Source organism: Streptomyces sp. NBC_00996, assembly GCF_045162675.1.
Classification (GTDB): Bacteria; Actinomycetota; Actinomycetes; order Streptomycetales; family Streptomycetaceae; genus Streptomyces.
Genome location: NZ_CP108723.1, coordinates 4,459,124 through 4,474,776 on the forward strand (window position 1 = coordinate 4,459,124; position 15,653 = coordinate 4,474,776).

The window sequence follows — 15,653 nt, forward strand, 5'->3', positions numbered from 1 at the left end:
CGGGGCGCGTCGACGGAGGGTGGGGCCTGCACGGCGAGGGACCTGACCGCGCCCTCTTGGCCTTCCGTTCCGGAGGTGCTGCCGGAGGCGGCCCTCGAAGCCGCGGAGGGGCGGAAATCTGCCACGATCGCCCGGATTTCAGGAACGGCACCCGGCTTCCGCCGGAGCACACCCGCCAGCCGTTCGGTCCATTCGCGTTCGATCGTGCCGCCAGGGGACACCCTGTGGTACGTCACTTCCCTCTGCAGCTGGTCAAGTGCGGGTCCCAGAAACACGCGTGGTCCGAACGCCGCGTCGAGACGCGCCCTGAGCCGCTCCCAGTCCCGCCTCGGCTTCCGTCGGACAAGGACCTGTGCCAACTCCGCCGCCAACTCCGCTTCCACCGCGCCCCCTTGCTCCCGCACACCCTGGAACAACGGTACTCAGCCACGCTCTCTCCGGCCCCGCATACTTCACCCCGGACTGTCCGTAAATCACCTGCTGTTTGACTCCGCGGCTCGACAACTCCCTACATTCGCGCCGTGGACCCCGAAATACTCAGATCCAGCTTCGCGGTCGTCGAGAGACGGGCCGAGTTCGCGGTCAAGTACTTCTACTCGCACCTGTTCCGGCACCACCCGGAGATCCGCGGGCTGTTTCCGCTGGGCTTCCCGGAGGACATGGAGCGGCAGCGGGACAGACTCTTCGCGGCACTCACCCATGTGATGGAGCGGCTGGAGGATCCGGGGCTGCCGAGGTACTTACGGGAGCTCGGGAGGGACCACCGGAAGTATCTGGCGGAGCCGGAGCACTACGCCGCCGTGGGGGCGAGTCTGATCGCAGCGTTCGCCCTCGTCGCGGGGTCGGCGTGGAACGCGGAGGTCGAGAAGGCCTGGGGCGAGGCGTACGGGGCGATCACGAATGTGATGCTGCAGGGCGCGTGGGAGGCACAGCAGCGCGGCGAACCGCGTTGGTGGGACGCCGAGGTGACCGCCCGGACACGGTACGGCGACGACCTCGTCGTCCTGACCCTGCGACCGCACCGCCGGCTGCGCTACTCCCCCGGCCAGTACGTCAGCGTCAACGTCCCCCATCTGCCCGGCATCTGGCGGCCGTACTCGCTGGCCAACGCACCCCGCGCCGACCGCACCGTCGACCTGCACATCAGCCGGGTCGAGGACGGCCTCCTCTCCACCGCCCTCGTCCGGCAGACCCGGGAGGGCGACGTCCTGCGGCTGGGCGCGCCCGGCGGCGGGCTGACCCTGCGCACGCCCGTGGATCGGCCCCTCACCCTCATCGCGGCCGGCACGGGATGGGCGCCCGTGAAGGCGCTGCTGGAACAGCTCGACGACACACACGAGGCCCGGCTGTTCCTTGTCGCCCGCGACACCTCGTACCTCTACGACCGGGGCGCCCTCGAGCGTCTGCGGGCCCGGCTTCCCCGGCTCGCCGTCACCTTCATCACCCCCGCCCCCGGCCGGCCCAAGGCCCAGGCGACCGAACGGCTGCTGACCGCGCTGGGCAACCGCGCCGGCTGGACCCGGCACGACGTCTATCTCGCCGGTCCGCCCATGCTCGTCGAAGAGATCGGCGAGACCCTGCCCTCTTTCGGCACGCCGCCGGAGCGGATCTTCCACGACGTCCTGGCGCCGACCGGCCAGGGACAACCTCGACCGGTGGGCGCGGCGGAGTGGCTCCTCGGCCGCCCACGGCCGAGCTGGCACAACCCGTCGAGCCGCGCCCCGCAGGCGTAACTCCGGCCCGGCCGCCCCGGCTCGCTCGATCGTCAGGCCTCCGGCCCTCAGCCCCGCCCCTCTCATCCAGCCACTCGGGCGCCCGGCCCTCAGTCCTCCGCGCCCTCCCCCGAAGCCCCCTCCGCCGCGCGGATCGCGTCCCGGTACGCCCGTGCCGCCGCCCGCAGCGCCGCCTCCGGGTCCACGCCCTCGGCCTCGGCGCGCGCGGCTGTCCGCAGCAGCTCGTACCCGACGCCCTCGCCCCGTGGCGGCTGGACGTCAAGTCCCGCCGTACGCACCCGCGATGCCAGCTTCGCCGCCAGCGCCAGGCCCGGCTGGCCCAGCGGGACGCCCTCCGTCACGGACGTGCGCTGCTTCTCCACCGCCTTCGTGCGCAGCCAGTGCTCCTTGACCTCCTCGGGGGTGGTGGCCGTCTCGTCGCCGAAGACATGCGGGTGGCGGTGGATGAGCTTGGCCACGATGCCGCCCGCCACGTCGTCGATGGAGAAGGGCGCGTCCTCGTCCTCCTCGGCGATACGGGCGTGGAAGACGACCTGGAGCAGGACGTCGCCGAGCTCCTCGCGCAGCTCGTCCCGGTCGCCCTCCTCGATCGCCTCGACCAGTTCGTACGCCTCCTCGATGCCGTACTTCGCCAGGCCCTTGTGGGTCTGCTGGGACGACCAGGGGCACTCCGCGCGGATGCGGTCCATGACCTGGACGAGGTCGAGGAGGCGGGCGCCCGGCAGGTCGTACGAGGCGGGGAGCAGCTCCAGGTCCGGCATCTGTATGCGGCCGGAGCCGGCCAGGCGGGCCAGGCCGTCGGTGAGCCGCGGCTCACCCTCGCCGGTGGCGACGACGACCAGGGTGCGGCCGCCCGCGCACGCGTCGACCAGCTCCTGTGCGGTCGGGGACGCCTCGTCGACGGTGATGCCCGCTTCGCGCAGATAAGGCAACTGCGGGTGAGCGCCGTCCGCGCACAGGACCTGGTCGGCACCGCGGAGCGCCTGCCAGGCGGGCCAGGACAGCAGCCCGGGCGCCACCCGGTGGCTGGTGGTGAGCAGCACGATACGGCCGGGGTCGGTGGAGGTGGCGGGGGCGTCGGGGCCGGTCGCGTCCGGGGCGCCGTCGAAGCTGGTTGCGTTCACCCCTCGAACGTAACCCACACCGCCGACAGCCCCATCAGTTATCCACAGGCCGGGCGGCCCACCGTCCGTCCACGCGCCGAACGGACGCGGACCGCCGTACGACCGCAGGACGCGGACCACCGTGCGGGCGCCGGACGCGGACCACGGTACAACTGCCGGACGAGGACCGCCGTGCGGCTGCCGGACGTGAACCGCCATGCGGGCGCCGGACGCAGACCACCGTACGGGCGCCGGACGCAGACCACCGTACGGCTGCCGGACGGGGGCGGGGGTGCCACTGCCTGGACGGGGAGCGCCGGGCGGCTCTCTCCGCGAGCCGCCCGGCCGAACCGTTATCCACAGCCCCCACGCCCGCAGGGCGTTACGTCGTCTGCTGGGTCCCCGCCGCGGTGACCTCCCGCAGCCACGGCGTCTTCGCGTCGACGCGGCTGCTCTTCCGGACGTCCCAGGCGCCGTAGCGCGGGTTCAGGTCGACGCGGAGCTCCTTGGAGGCGACGGACATCGCCTTCCAGAAGGTGGTCTTGCCCTCGGTGGTGTTCATGTCGACGCCGAGCGTGGCGGCCAGCTTCTGCGCCTCGATCTCGGTGCGCAGACTCTCGTCGAGGTGCGTCGGCGCCACTCCGTAGTTCTGCAGCCAGGCCGTCTCCAGCGCCCGCGCGCCGCCCGCCTGCTGTTCGAGGGAGGCCCGCAGCTGCTGGGTGTCCTTGCGGGTCACGCCGACGCCCGCGTTCTTCGCGGCCCGGTCCAGGACCCGGTCGAGGACCATGCCGTGCAGGGTGTCGCGGGCGAGCGTGCCGGTCCTGGCGATGGTCTGCTCGTACTGGGCCTCGTCCTTGGTGGCGGCCTTCTGCGCCGCGCGCACCTCGTTCACCCGGCTCTCCAACTGCGCGACCGTGATCCGCTGACCGCCGACGACGGCGGCGGCGCCGGGATGCGCGTCGCTGCCGCACGCGGTCAGGACAGGGGCCGCGGCGACGAGCGCGGCGGAGAGGACGAGCGCGGTGCGACGACGGCGGTGCAAGGAAGCCTCCCGAGGAGATTGTGCGGCGGTGCACAAGGTCTTGCGGTGATCGATGGTAGGCAGTGGCTCGCCTCTCGGCCAGCCATTCGCCCAACGATTCGTCGAGAGTTGGGGTACTGCCGCGCACCCCGGGGACGGTCACCGTCCGGACGTACGTCCGCCGCGGCCTGTCCTGGCCGCGCGCCTTCAGCCGCGCGCGTTCACTTCCCGCTCCACCGCCCCGGCGATCTCCGCGCGCAGTCCGTCGCCGGTGTGCGCGACGGTGACGTTCTTGGCGCTCTCGGCGTCCTTGGCGTCCTTGGCGTCCTTGGCGTCGGTCTTCGAGCCGGCGCCGTCGTCGCCGACGAGTACGAAGTCGACCTTCTGGTACTGCGGAGCGGTCTGCGCGGCGGCCGTCACCTCGGGCTTTCCGACTGCCAGCACCACATCACAGGAGCGCTGCAGCAGGCCGTTGAGATAGGGCCGCGCGTTGGCCGCGGACGGCTCGCCGGTCACCGGTGCATAGCTCACGCGCGCGTGTGTCGTGAGGGACGCGTCCTGCATGCCCTGCCAGACCTCGGCGGCGGTGGTCCCGGCCGTGATCCCGTTCTTCCCGGTCAGCAGGCAGGCGTCGATGTCCTTGTAGTGCCGGGCCCGAGTGTCGGGCAGCTGCCGCTTCCCGTCGTCGCGGGAGAGGAGGTATCCGGTGACGGCGACGGCAGCCACCACGACCACGGCACCTGTCGCCACCGTGATCCGCCGGCCGCCCAACCCCCTCAACCGCTGGAACACGGATCTGGCGGCCACGGTGAGCCGCGACTCCTTCTCAGCGTCGCGCGCCGCCTTCGCACGCTGCGCCTGGGGCACCTGTCTGACCCGCTTGACCATGTCGTTCTCTTACTCTCTTCGTGCTACTGGCGACCGGCGCGTCCCACGCGCCGGGGCCAGAACGTCCAGGCGTGCACCGAGGCGCCGACCATCGACACCAGGATCAGCAGCAGGTCGTCCGCGAACTCCAGCCCGTGGGTGGTCTCGGGCGTGAACGACAGCTCCAGGACCCAGGCGACCAGCACGGCGCAGAACGCCCCGAAGGCAGCCCAGTCCGCGCGCGTCCCGCGCCGCAGGGCTATCACGAGAGAAGGCACGGGACACAACAGCCCCAGGCTGACGACGGGAAGCGCCGCCAGCCCCGCACGAACGGCGGAGGGCCCGAGCACGGGCACGCCTTCAACCCTCGTATCCCGAACCCTCATATCCCACTCCTTCACTCAGACACAGTCGGTCACGCAGACAGTCTGTGCTCGGACAGCCGGCACTCGGACAGCCCGCACTCGGACAGCCGCCGTCTCAGCCGGTGATGGCGACCGGCGCGTCCCACGCATCCCGGTCCACGGTGATCGTGTAACCGTGACGTGTCTCCTTGCTGTTGACCATGTACTGGTGGCCACGGCTGTGGTTGGTGAACTGCGTGGAGCCCCACGGCCAGTCCGTGGTCGTGGTGTTCGTCTTGTCCCACAGGGCGTACCAGAGATTGCCCGGCAGGTCGGTCTTGTCGGTCGCGGTGGCGATGGCCTTGGCGCTGGAGCTGGTGAAGCCGTAGAAGCTCGCGCGGTACGTCTTGGCGCGCAGGCCCTTGTCGAAGGCGCGGACGTACGTCAGCACGGCGTCGTTGCACGACTTGTTGGTGATGTCGTACGACTCCATGTCGAGGTAGATCGGGCTGCCGGCCTTGATGCCGAGCGCCGACGCCTTGGACACGGCGTCCGCCGCGTCACTCGCGCCGAGGGAGGAGGCGGTGGAGGCGGTGAGCTTCTCGGGGTTGGAGCCGCTCTGGCATGGCGGCTGGGCACCGACATAGATCGGGATGAGCTTCCAGCCGATGGAGCTGACCGACTTCACCCAGGACGCGGTGAGGTTGGGCTGGCTGCAGCCGCGGTTCTTGCCGCCGACGTAGACGGCGGCGGCGCCGTAGAAGCCGGTGTGCCAGGCCTTCATCGCAGACAGCGAGGGAGCGGCGCAGGTGTCGAAGGCCCGGCCGGTGTACGTCTTCTGCGCGGGCCACGTCGTGGCGGCCATCGAGGTCTGCGCGGCGATCCCGGCACCGGCGACCACGGCGGCGCCGGCCGTGGCCCAGGCCATGTAACGACCCTTCTTGGACAGCCGATGGCTGGACATTCCCACCCCATTCATGACACACGTCACGGCATGCGTGACCTGCGGACCGAAGACGATTGGACCCCTGAGACGGCGCCTATCCGCCACCCCGATGACGGTGCGCGGCCCCCGGCGCCCGGGGCGGATCGCAGCGTAACCGACGCGGCCCTGCTGATCGGGAAACCCCGCACCTTGATCGCCACAAGATTCCCTCAAGGCATGGCAAAACCCGGCGAGTCCGCGAGGGACACCAGGCGAACCGCCCCTCTTTGACCGAACTTTGGCATGTGCATACCTGTGCATCGCCCGAGCACCTTTAGAGTCCGCTCGGGCCGATCGGCCCACGCTCCCCGTCAAAGGACTCAGAGATTCAGATGCGTCACCCGTCACGCGCGGTCAAGGCACTGCTCGCCGCAGCAGCCCTCCCGCTGGCCCTGGCAGCCTGCTCCTCCGGAACAGCCGGCCACTCCGCGTCCCCCGCCAAGACGAAGGCGGCCAAGGACCCCAACGCCGGTCTCATGACGGGCACACAGCTCAAGAAGGCCCTGGCACCCACGTCCTTCTTCGCCTCCGGCTTCGCGGTCGACCCCAGCGGCGCGCGGGATTCCGGCGCCACGTACTCCGCGCCAAGCTCCTCCCCCGCGCCGAAGCCGGACTGCTCCCTGCTGGGCGGCACCAGCTGGATAGCGATCACGGGCGATTCGGGGGTGTCCTTCGCCCAGAACGACTACGTCAGCAAGGCCACCTCCGAGGACATCGCCCAGGAGGTCGACACCTACCGCGGCACGACTTCGGCGACGGTACTGAAGGACCTGGAGAAGAACGCGACCGCCTGCGCGACCTTCACCGACTCCCAGACACACACCAAGGTGAAGGCCACCGGCGCCACCACCCCCGGTCTGGGCGACGCCGCGTACACCATCACCCTGACCGACAGCGCCTGGCAGAACGGCACGACCCTGATCGCCGTGCGCACGGGAACCGACGTCGTCAGCGTCATGTCCACGGACGGGCACGACAACGGTGCGGCCACGGCGAAGAAGTTGGCGGCGCAGATCGTGACGTCTCTGAAGGGCGAACACCAGCGCGCCTGACCCGCCGGGTGGGAGCATGACGCCCCGGAGAGGTTTCTCGGGGCCCCGGGAAACCTCTCCGGGGGCTCGGGGGTACTCGGGGGGTGTGATGGGCAAGCGCGTGGAGGCCGGCTGGGCCCAGCGGATCGCGTGGTCGGTTCTGGTGGTCGCGTCGCTGGGTCTGCTGGTGTGGGTGCCGTTCCTGTACGTGGCGGTCCGCCGCGGCCGGGGCTCGGACTGGGGCGCCTTCGCCGCGTTCCTGCTGTACGAGCTGGTGACGCTGCCGTGGGCGTCCGTCCGGGCGGAGGGTCCTGGTGATTCCATCCTCGGCACGGTCGCCGTCGTCAGCATCGCGATGGCGGTGGGGCTGCTGCTGTTCGCGCTGTTCGACAAACGCGCACCGAAGGACGCCACGCAGAAGTACGCCACGGCGCACGCGGGTCCGGTGCCGGGGCCCTTGCCGGGTCCGGCGCCGGGCAACCCTTATCTGCGCTGAAGGCACGCGGCGGTTCACCCCCACCTGATGCCGGCGATTCACCCCCACCTGATGCCGGCGGTTCACCCCCGCCGGGTGCTTCGCAGAACCCTTACGGCCGGCCAGGCCAGCAGCGCGCCGACACCCCAGAGGAAGACGGTGAGGCCGGCCCATTCGCTGGTGCTGGTCTCCGGGTCCGAGGCGCCGAAGACGGTGAACGCGATGGCCAGGAGGGACCAGAGCCCCGCGAGGACCCCGAAGACGACGAGCATCGCCGTCTGACTGCCGGTACGCCGTACCGGAGCCGAAGACTCCCGTGGGGCGGCAAGGGTGGAGCCCCCGGCCTCTCCCGCCGGAGCGGCACGCTCCTGCCGCCGCGGCCGGGGCGGTAGGTGAACCATCGCACTCGGACGGACCGCCGCGTCGATGGTCGCCATCGTGTGCGCGTCGATCCCGTACTCCCCCGGCTCCACCTCCACGGACAGCCCGTCGGTGCCGATGAGCCGACGCCCGCCGTCGGGCCAGCTCAGCAGGGCGGCGCACGCGCGGAAGGCTACGGTGGCCTGCTCGTTCCCCGCCGTCAGACTGACCCCCTCGCCCCCGACGACCAGGGCCGAGCCGTCCTTGCGTACGGAGTCGAACCGCGTGCCCTGGACGGCACACGACGAGGTGGTCGGGGCCGCGGTGTACCCGGCCCAGTCGGCTCTGTGCCCCGAGGGCGCCTGGAGCAGTGCCGTCCCGGCGGCCTCCAGCGCCACCGCGTGCACGTGCTGCGGTGTCATCGCCCAGAGCTCGGAACGCAGTTCGTCGAGCCCGCGCGGCGGACGGTGCGCGAGCAGGTCCTCCGCCGCTCCGGGCAGCCGCCGTACGGCCGCGTCGGGCGCTGTCAGCGTGGCGTCGCTGCGGCTGCGTACGGCCTCCAGGTCGCCCTGCGCGATCCGGCCGACCTGGAGCCCCGCGAGGACGTCGACGAATCCGCCGAGGACCGCGTCCTGCTTGGCGGGCAGGGCGTCCGCGAAGGCGGTGACGGTGGCGAAACCGTCCCGGCGGGAGGCGTAATCACTGGCCGCCGTGTAGGAGTAACCGCCCTCCTGGCGCAGGGAGCGGGAGAGTTCGCGTTCCAGGACACCGGCGTAGAGCCTGGCGGCGGTGGTGTCGGTGACGACGGCGTCGAGCAGTACGCCGCCCTTGCCGTCGGAGAAGTAGGCGGGAGCGGTGGGGAGGGCGGAGGTGACGACGGGCATCGGACAGCGCTGACCGCCGGGCAGCTTGAGCGAGAGCCCGGCCGGCAGCCGCTCCCCCGCGATCCACAGCACGGCGTTGTCCCGGGTGAACCAGGCCCCCGCCCATGCCCGTACCTCGTCCGGCCGCAACCCCCGTACGCCCCACTCCGGGTAGCTGACCAGCCCGTACCCCTGTGCCCCGTACCGCCACAGAGGCAGTTGCCCGGGCTCCCGGCGCGCCTCCTCGGTGCGCAGGATCTCCTTCTCGGTCTCCAGCCGCTCCATGGGCAGGTCGAGGAGGGAGGTGCACACGCCGTCGAGGTAGGCGACGATCTCGTGCTCGGCGCCCTCGACGTGGAAGTGGGTGAACGCGGCCTTGGTCGCGCCGTTGAAGTGGTAGTCGGCCAGGCCCTGACGGTGCAGGGCGAGGTGCTCGACCAGGTGAGTGATCCCGGCCCCGGCGAGCGTCTCGTCGGCTACGCCGACACGGAAGACCAGCCCGGCGCGCATCGGCCCGGTGGCGTACGCGAAGAGGGTGGGTATGCCGTCGACCTCGGTGTGGTGGATGCCCTGGCTCATCGTCTGCCTCTACCTATGCCTGTGCGTCTGCATCTGCGTCTGCCTGTGTGGTTCCGCATCCGCTCAGCCCCTTCCGAGGGCGGCGGCACGGTGTCGTGTGTACGCGTCCGCGGGCTTTCCGAGGTAGCTCCAGGGGTACTCGGAGGCCAGGTTGCCCAGCGCGCGGAAGTGCGCGGCGGCGCGGGCGGTGTCCCCGATCACCGAGAAGAGCGCTGCGAAGACGCCCTGGATGGTGACCCACCCATACGCGGGTCGGTAGTACGGATGCAGGACGGACCGTTCGGCGGCCTCGACGAGTTCGGCGTGGACGTGGGCCTGGCGCAGGTAGTCGGTCCGCTCACTCCCCGCGGAGGGCAGCGCGAGCCAGTGCTCCAGGTGCGCTTCCGCCACGAGCCCCCCGTTGAGCGCCCCTTCGGGCGAGTTGAGCAGGCATTCACGGGCGAACCCGTGCGCCGCCTCCCAACTCCCGCTCCACTTCGGGCACAGCTGCTGGAGCAGCCGGGCCTGCCCGGTGAAGTGGTATGGGTGGTACGCGGCCAGTCGGTCGTACCTTCGCCGGGCCTCGTTCTGCCCGAGTTGCAGTCCCATGGCCGTGGTCAGGCGCGAGGCCCAGGCGGCATCGAAGGACGGGTCGAGGGCGGTAGCTCGGATGAGCAGCCGCTCGGCCTGCCGCAGATGCGCGTGCAGCCCCTGGAACTGCTCCCGGCTGACGTTCTGGGCCCGCGCGTCGGTCCTGATCTCCCAGCCGAGTTCCACTTCGCGGGTCCCGAGCAGCGTCAGGGCGAGTACGTCGTCGGGGGCGGCGGCCACGAGTTCCCGCAGAGGGTGTTCGACGCCGGGCACATCGGCGACCACGCCGACGAGAAACGCCCGGTCGGTGCCCTGCGGCAGTCCGTCGACGTACTGCCGGATCCCCGCCCAGTCCCGCGCGGCGGTGGCCTGCCGCAGCCAGCCGGCCTCGGGAAAGGCGGAGGCGAGTTCGAAGTCGGGGGGTGGGAGGGATGCGTCGGTCGACATGGAGCGGATGGTAAGTGGAGGGTTGGAAGCGGTTTCCAGCCAGGTGAGGGAAACCTGCGGGAACACAATGCCCAAACAGTGCATACCGGCGTCGACTTGACCCTTCGATGGCTGATCTTGACCGGGTCATGACTCGAACTTGAGTTCGCCTTGTGCGAGGTGACCTCCCATCTTTCCCCTGGCTTGGAACAATCCATGCCGTCACTGTCACCTCACCTCAACTCACCTCACCGTCACCAGGAGCCCCACCCGTGGCACTCAACGCCCGTCGCGCCAGACAACTGCTGGAGATCTCGGCCCCCTTGCTGCTCCAGGGCGAGCAGGTCGAACTCACGAGCGTGGCCGGCATCGGAACGGTCTCGGTGCGCAAGCAGGCCCTCACCGCGGCGGTGGTCGGCGTACTCAGCGCGGGAACGGTGATGGCGACGGTCACCCCGCGCCCGATGTACCTCGCCCTGACGAACCAGCGGATCCTGTTCTTCGACGGCAACCGCGGCGGCAAGCCGGGCAAGCTCCTGATGAACCTCCCGCGCCCCTACGTCACCGCGAGCGCACCCAAGAAGACCTTCCTGGGCCTCAAGGTGGTCACCCACCTGACCGTCGAGGGCCAGGAGGGCGCCCTCAAGGTCGACTTCCCGGTCCAGACCCGCGCCGACGGCCATCGGTTCGCCGCGGCTCTGCCGGTGACACGCTGACCCGCATCCTTCCCCGGACGAGTTGCGCGACCGGGTGCGCGAGTTCACGGTCGCCGCGCTGTCCGCCCCTGACGCGGTCCTGATCGCCGACATCAAGAAGGGCACCAAGAACGTCGGTGTGGCCCGGCAGTACACCAGCACGGCGGGGGCCTGTACGTCAATAAGTGCTCGGTAGGCGGGTGTTGGTGGGAGCCTGGGATATGACTACGTGTCTGCCAGGCTGTCTCTCCACCCGTGCGCTGCGGGCCAAGTTCGATCAGATCCTGCCGCACTTCGACGAGCGCCGCCGTCGGCTGTACCTGGCCAGCGAGGCCACCGCCGTCGGCCACGGCGGGATCACTCGAGTCGCCGCCGCCTCCGGTACCAGTACCGCCACTATCGCGCGTGGTATCGCCGAGTTGGCCGGTTGCTCCGTGCCGACCCTACGGATCCGGGCTCCGGGTGCCGGCCGCAAGCGGCTGACAGACACCGACTCCGGTCTGCTGCCCGCGCTCGAGTCGCTGATCGAGCCACACACCCGAGGCGACCCCGTCTCCCCGCTGCGGTGGACCACGTTGTCGTTACGGGCCCTGGCCTCGACCCTCACCGCACAGGGCCACCCGATCAGCGCTTCAACCGTCGGACACCTGCTGCACACCCTGGGCTACAGCCTGCAAGGAACCGCGAAGACGACAGAGGGCATCAGCCATCCGGACCGCGATGCCCAGTTCACCCACCTCAATGCCACCGCTACCGAGTTCCTCAACGACGCCCAGCCGGTGATCAGCGTCGACACCAAGGCCAAGGAATGGCTCGGCAACCGTGACCGTCCCGGTCGCACCTGGCGGCCGGGCAAGAACGCGATCAAGGTGGACTGCCACACGTTCACCACCAACGACCAGCCCATGGCGATCCCCTACGGGATCTACGACATCGCCAACAACACCGGATGGGTCAACGTCGGAACCGACCACGACACCGCCCAGTTCGCGGTGGAGTCCATCCGCCGCTGGTGGCAGCACCGCGGACGGACGGACCACCCGAATGCAGGCAGGCTCCTGATCACCGCCGACTCCGGCGGCTCCAACGACCCCCGCCGCTGGACCTGGAAAAACAACCTGGCTGCCTTCGCACGAGAGAGCGGCCTGGAGATAACGGTCTGTCACCTACCGCCCGGAACGTCGAAAGTCGGGTAGCCGGAGGGAGTCACACCCTCCGGCTCCCACAGATCCGTACGTGACGATCTCTCGTCATACGGCTCCTGTCGTCCTGATCACCAGGCCAAGGAGGGGGAACTGATCCATCTCCACTGCGCGAACATCCCCGGGCGGCGCTTGGCTGCCCTCTGGAAGGCCGCGATGGCCTTCCTCATCGCGCGAAACCGTCTGTACTTGTTGCGGAGCCAGCGCACCAGGTAGGCGTTGATGCGCATCAGAATTGGATACAAGGCCGATCGGTAGAACCGGCCGTAGTACTGCATCCAGCCCGCGACGATCGGATTGATCCGCTGCGCGAGTTCTTCCACGGTGAGGTTGACCCGCCGGTGAAGCCGCCAGGAGCGGACCTCCTCGCCGAGTCGTTTGAGGGCGTCCCTGCCGACCGCGGGACGGAACGACCATCTGATACGGCCGTTCTTGTCCCGCATTTGGCGCTGCTGGAACGTGAACCCCAGGAACGTGAAAGAGGTGTGCTCGTACGAGCCACGCCGCAACCCGTCCTGGCAGTACACGATCCGGGTCTTTGCCGGGTGCAGACGCAGCCCGACCTCGGCCATCCTGTCCGAGAGCGCGGCCAGCACCTGACGGGCCTGGCGCTCGGTGACGCAGTGCACGACCGCATCGTCCGCATAGCGTTCGAACGAGACAGCAGGGAACTCCCGCGCCATCCAGACGTCGAACGCGTAGTGCAGGAACAGGTTCGCCAAAACGGGAGAAACCGGAGCGCCTTGTGGCGTCCCGCACCCCCGTTCCAGCAGGGTGCCGTCGGGCAACTTGAGCGGGGCAGCAAGCCACCGCCGCACATACAACTTCACCCAAACGGCGTCGGTATGCGCTTCCACCGCCTTGACCAGGAGGTCCCACGGCACACTGTCGAAGAACTGGGAGATGTCGAACTCAACCACCCAGTCCCGCTTCCAACAGCGTTCCCGGCACCTCTCCACGGCGTCCAAGGCGGACCGTCCGGGCCGGTATCCGAAGCTGTCCGGATGAAATACAGGATCCACCCGCCGCACCAAATGCCGGGCCACCACAGTCTGAGCCACGCGATCAGCGACGGCAGGAATCCCAAGGATTCTCTCGCCGCCGCCATGCGGCTTGGGAATGGCCACCGCACGCACCGGTGGAGGAAAGTAGGAGCCCGACGACATCCGGTTCCAGACCTTGTAAAGGTTGTTCTTCAGGTCCTTCTCGAATTCGGCGATGCTCTGTCCGTCCACACCCGGTGCACCCTTGTTAGCCCTCACTTCCTCCCACGCTTCCTTGACTTCCCACTTTGAGATATCAAACGGCTTGGCCTGCGACTTCAACTGGTCCACCGAACTCCTCCCGGACACCGTCCGGTTGATGCGATCAACTCAGTCACGAACGACCCGGCCCCTTCGCTCCGCCCCCATTACAGGGCTTCTCCACTACTACGAGCCGGTCCGCCGGCGCGTCCCGCATCGGTACTCGGCCCCTTCACGGCACAACCGCTCGGGGTGCTTCCTCTCGCCCGCCCCTACCAGAACGGGCTGTATCGGTACGCGCCTTCTCCTGTTCCACATGACCGCGGCAGATCAGGTTCACGTCGTCTCCATGCCGGACACCGCCTGGCCAGTCGACGGGCTCCCGCCAGGCTTATCCCGGGACGGTTCCAAGCTCCCCGGTTTTGATGTCGTCGGAATCTTTTCGACACGTCAGCAACGATTCACTTGCGTTCGTCTCCCTGATCCCCACCTGACGCCTGCTCGGCGCCTTTTCCTCATCGCTCACCACGACAGTCTTCGGCTAACGCAGCATGAGGTCGAGTAGCCGGGGGGAATTTCGCCCCCCGGCCCTCACAGATCCCGGCGTGACAGTCTCCCGTCACCGGGCTCTTGTCATCCTGATCACCAGAACGTGGGAATCCATGCCCAATGGGCGAAGAGCCTGGGGTACTGACGGGTGATACGCCGCCAGCACGCATGGGCCTTCTTGAAGGTCCTCAGCCGCTTGAATTTCTTGCGGATCCAGCGCATCAAGTAGGCGTTGATGCGCTCCAGGAGGGGAAGCAGTGCTGTCCGGTAGAACGCGCCGAAGTACTGCATCCAGCCCCGAATGATTGGATTGATCGCCCGTGCGAGCTCTGCGAAGGTCCGGCCGATCTGCCGATGAAGCCGCCATTGCCGCACTTCACCGCTGATCTTCTTCGAGGCTTCCTTGCTGATCGCCGGCAGGAACGAGGTGAACCTCTCCCCGTTCCTGTCGATGGCCTTGCGGGCCCGGAAAGTGAACCCCAGGAAGGTGAACTCCGTCTGCCCGAAGGGCCGTCGGCGTTTACCGTCCCGGCAGTACACAATCTTGGTTTTGTCAGGGTGCAGACGCAGCCCGACCTCCCGCATCCTGTTCGCGATCGCCTCCCGTAGTCTCCGGGCCTGGCTCTCGCTGACGCAGTGCACAACACCATCGTCTGCGTACCGTTCGAACGGTACGTCCGGGTGCTCCCGGGCCATCCACATGTCGAACGCGTAGTGCATGAACAGGTTAGCCAGTACAGGCGAAATCGCAGAACCCTGCGGGGTTCCCCGATCACGCTGCTGCAAGGTCCCGTCGGGCAGTTGCAACGGCGCCTCAAGCCACCGCCGCACATACAGCACTACCCAGGGGAGATCGGTGTGGGCCTGAACCGCTTTGATGACAAGGTCCCATGGCACGCTGTCAAAGAACTTCTGGATGTCCAAATCAATCACCCAGCCGTACTTCCAACAGCGTTTTCGGCATGCCGCGACCGCGTCCAACGCGGACCGCCCAGGACGGTAACCGTAGGAGTCCTGATGGAAGATCGGTTCGACCTTTTCTTCAAGACGCCGGGCCACAACCGTTTGAGCGATTCGGTCCGCCACGGTAGGAACACCGAGCAAACGAACCCCGCCACCATGCGACTTCGGGATCTCCACACCCTTCACCGGAGGGGGAAAGTAACTCCCCGAGGACAGACGATTCCAAATCCGATAGAGATTATTCTTCAGATCCTTCTCGAAGTCCTCGATGGAACGCCCGTCCACCCCTGGCGCACCTTTGTTTGCCTTGACCTTCTCGTACGCCTCCTGAACCTCCCACTTCGAAATCTCAAACGGCTTGCCTGATGATTTCAACTGGTCCACCCAGCTCCTCCCGGAGACCTTCCGGTTGACCGAACGAACAATCAGTCACGGATGACCCGACCCCTTCGCTCCCCCCTCATTACAAAGGGTTCCTCACTACTACGAGCCGGTCCGCCAGCACGCCCCGCATCGGTACTCAAGCCCTCACGGTTCTTCCGCTTGAGCCACTCCCTCTCGCCACCCGTATTACTCAAGCGGCATTATCGGGGCATGCCTTCTCACGTTCCATGCGAAAGCCGCAGATCAGGCTCACGTCGCC

At 68.7% G+C, this 15,653-nt stretch carries 14 protein-coding genes and 1 pseudogene; 6 read left to right on the top strand and 9 right to left on the bottom strand.

The window, feature by feature from the left end:
• The first annotated feature begins 521 nt into the window (after positions 1 to 521).
• Positions 522 to 1,733 (top strand): globin domain-containing protein, encoded by a 1,212-nt coding sequence (locus tag OG390_RS20975; RefSeq protein WP_406170021.1) that lies wholly within the window; start codon positions 522 to 524, stop codon positions 1,731 to 1,733.
• 89 nt (positions 1,734 to 1,822) lie between these two features.
• Here the strand turns inward: OG390_RS20975 and OG390_RS20980 are convergent, their stop codons facing one another.
• The 5 genes from OG390_RS20980 to OG390_RS21000 all read right to left on the bottom strand — a co-directional run bounded on the left by OG390_RS20980 (position 1,823) and on the right by OG390_RS21000 (position 6,032).
• Positions 1,823 to 2,857 (bottom strand): nucleoside triphosphate pyrophosphohydrolase, encoded by a 1,035-nt coding sequence (locus OG390_RS20980; protein WP_406170023.1) that lies wholly within the window; start codon positions 2,855 to 2,857, stop codon positions 1,823 to 1,825.
• 361 nt (positions 2,858 to 3,218) lie between these two features.
• Positions 3,219 to 3,878, bottom strand: a complete 660-nt coding sequence (locus tag OG390_RS20985; protein ID WP_406170025.1) for a SurA N-terminal domain-containing protein — start codon at positions 3,876 to 3,878, stop codon at positions 3,219 to 3,221.
• 186 nt (positions 3,879 to 4,064) lie between these two features.
• Positions 4,065 to 4,745, bottom strand: a complete 681-nt coding sequence (locus tag OG390_RS20990) for a hypothetical protein (RefSeq protein ID WP_406170027.1) — start codon at positions 4,743 to 4,745, stop codon at positions 4,065 to 4,067.
• A gap of 23 nt (positions 4,746 to 4,768) precedes the next feature.
• Complete coding sequence (locus tag OG390_RS20995; RefSeq protein WP_406170029.1) at positions 4,769 to 5,080, bottom strand: hypothetical protein; 312 nt, start codon at positions 5,078 to 5,080, stop codon at positions 4,769 to 4,771.
• 124 nt (positions 5,081 to 5,204) lie between these two features.
• A complete protein-coding gene (locus OG390_RS21000) occupies positions 5,205 to 6,032 on the bottom strand; it encodes a glycoside hydrolase domain-containing protein (RefSeq protein ID WP_406170030.1) in 828 nt (275 codons plus the stop codon).
• A gap of 353 nt (positions 6,033 to 6,385) precedes the next feature.
• Between OG390_RS21000 and OG390_RS21005 the strand changes: the two genes are divergently transcribed.
• Together OG390_RS21005 and OG390_RS21010 are read left to right on the top strand one after the other, a co-directional pair.
• Positions 6,386 to 7,105: a hypothetical protein gene (locus OG390_RS21005; RefSeq protein ID WP_406170031.1), complete on the top strand. Its 720-nt coding sequence runs from the start codon at positions 6,386 to 6,388 to the stop codon at positions 7,103 to 7,105.
• A gap of 88 nt (positions 7,106 to 7,193) precedes the next feature.
• Positions 7,194 to 7,580, top strand: coding sequence for a hypothetical protein (locus OG390_RS21010; RefSeq protein ID WP_406170033.1), 387 nt, complete (start codon positions 7,194 to 7,196; stop codon positions 7,578 to 7,580).
• Positions 7,581 to 7,642: 62 nt separating this feature from the next.
• Here the strand turns inward: OG390_RS21010 and OG390_RS21015 are convergent, their stop codons facing one another.
• Positions 7,643 to 9,361: an insulinase family protein gene (locus tag OG390_RS21015; protein WP_406170035.1), complete on the bottom strand. Its 1,719-nt coding sequence runs from the start codon at positions 9,359 to 9,361 to the stop codon at positions 7,643 to 7,645.
• Positions 9,362 to 9,424: 63 nt separating this feature from the next.
• A complete protein-coding gene (locus OG390_RS21020; RefSeq protein WP_406170037.1) occupies positions 9,425 to 10,378 on the bottom strand; it encodes a hypothetical protein in 954 nt (317 codons plus the stop codon).
• A 251-nt stretch (positions 10,379 to 10,629) separates the two neighbouring features.
• Between OG390_RS21020 and OG390_RS21025 the strand changes: the two genes are divergently transcribed.
• From OG390_RS21025 to OG390_RS21035, 3 genes and pseudogenes are all read left to right on the top strand, one after another.
• The gene (locus OG390_RS21025) at positions 10,630 to 11,073 is read left to right on the top strand and encodes a hypothetical protein (protein WP_406170039.1); all 444 of its coding nucleotides are present in this window, start codon (positions 10,630 to 10,632) and stop codon (positions 11,071 to 11,073) included.
• Between the two features lie 22 nt (positions 11,074 to 11,095).
• Complete coding sequence (locus tag OG390_RS21030; RefSeq protein ID WP_406170041.1) at positions 11,096 to 11,248, top strand: hypothetical protein; 153 nt, start codon at positions 11,096 to 11,098, stop codon at positions 11,246 to 11,248.
• Positions 11,249 to 11,273: 25 nt separating this feature from the next.
• Positions 11,274 to 12,239 (top strand): annotated as a pseudogene (locus OG390_RS21035) (ISAzo13 family transposase); the annotation flags it as partial.
• Positions 12,240 to 12,325: 86 nt separating this feature from the next.
• Here OG390_RS21035 and ltrA (OG390_RS21040) read toward each other — a convergent pair.
• The gene (gene ltrA / locus OG390_RS21040) at positions 12,326 to 13,588 is read right to left on the bottom strand and encodes a group II intron reverse transcriptase/maturase (RefSeq protein ID WP_406170042.1); all 1,263 of its coding nucleotides are present in this window, start codon (positions 13,586 to 13,588) and stop codon (positions 12,326 to 12,328) included.
• 552 nt (positions 13,589 to 14,140) lie between these two features.
• Positions 14,141 to 15,394 carry a group II intron reverse transcriptase/maturase gene (gene ltrA / locus OG390_RS21045; protein ID WP_406164427.1) on the bottom strand — a complete coding sequence of 418 codons (1,254 nt, stop codon included), beginning with the start codon at positions 15,392 to 15,394 and terminating at the stop codon, positions 14,141 to 14,143.
• Positions 15,395 to 15,653: the final 259 nt, after the last annotated feature.

Excerpts from the sequence above, each read along its gene's own strand:
- OG390_RS21020 (WP_406170037.1), bottom strand. The coding sequence starts at position 10,378 with ATGTCGACCGACGCATCCCTCCCACCCCCCGACTTCGAACTCGCCTCC.
- OG390_RS21005 (WP_406170031.1), top strand. The coding sequence starts at position 6,386 with ATGCGTCACCCGTCACGCGCGGTCAAGGCACTGCTCGCCGCAGCAGCC.
- OG390_RS20990 (WP_406170027.1), bottom strand. The coding sequence starts at position 4,745 with ATGGTCAAGCGGGTCAGACAGGTGCCCCAGGCGCAGCGTGCGAAGGCG.
- OG390_RS21010 (WP_406170033.1), top strand. The coding sequence starts at position 7,194 with ATGGGCAAGCGCGTGGAGGCCGGCTGGGCCCAGCGGATCGCGTGGTCG.
- OG390_RS21015 (WP_406170035.1), bottom strand. The coding sequence starts at position 9,361 with ATGAGCCAGGGCATCCACCACACCGAGGTCGACGGCATACCCACCCTC.
- OG390_RS21000 (WP_406170030.1), bottom strand. The coding sequence starts at position 6,032 with ATGTCCAGCCATCGGCTGTCCAAGAAGGGTCGTTACATGGCCTGGGCC.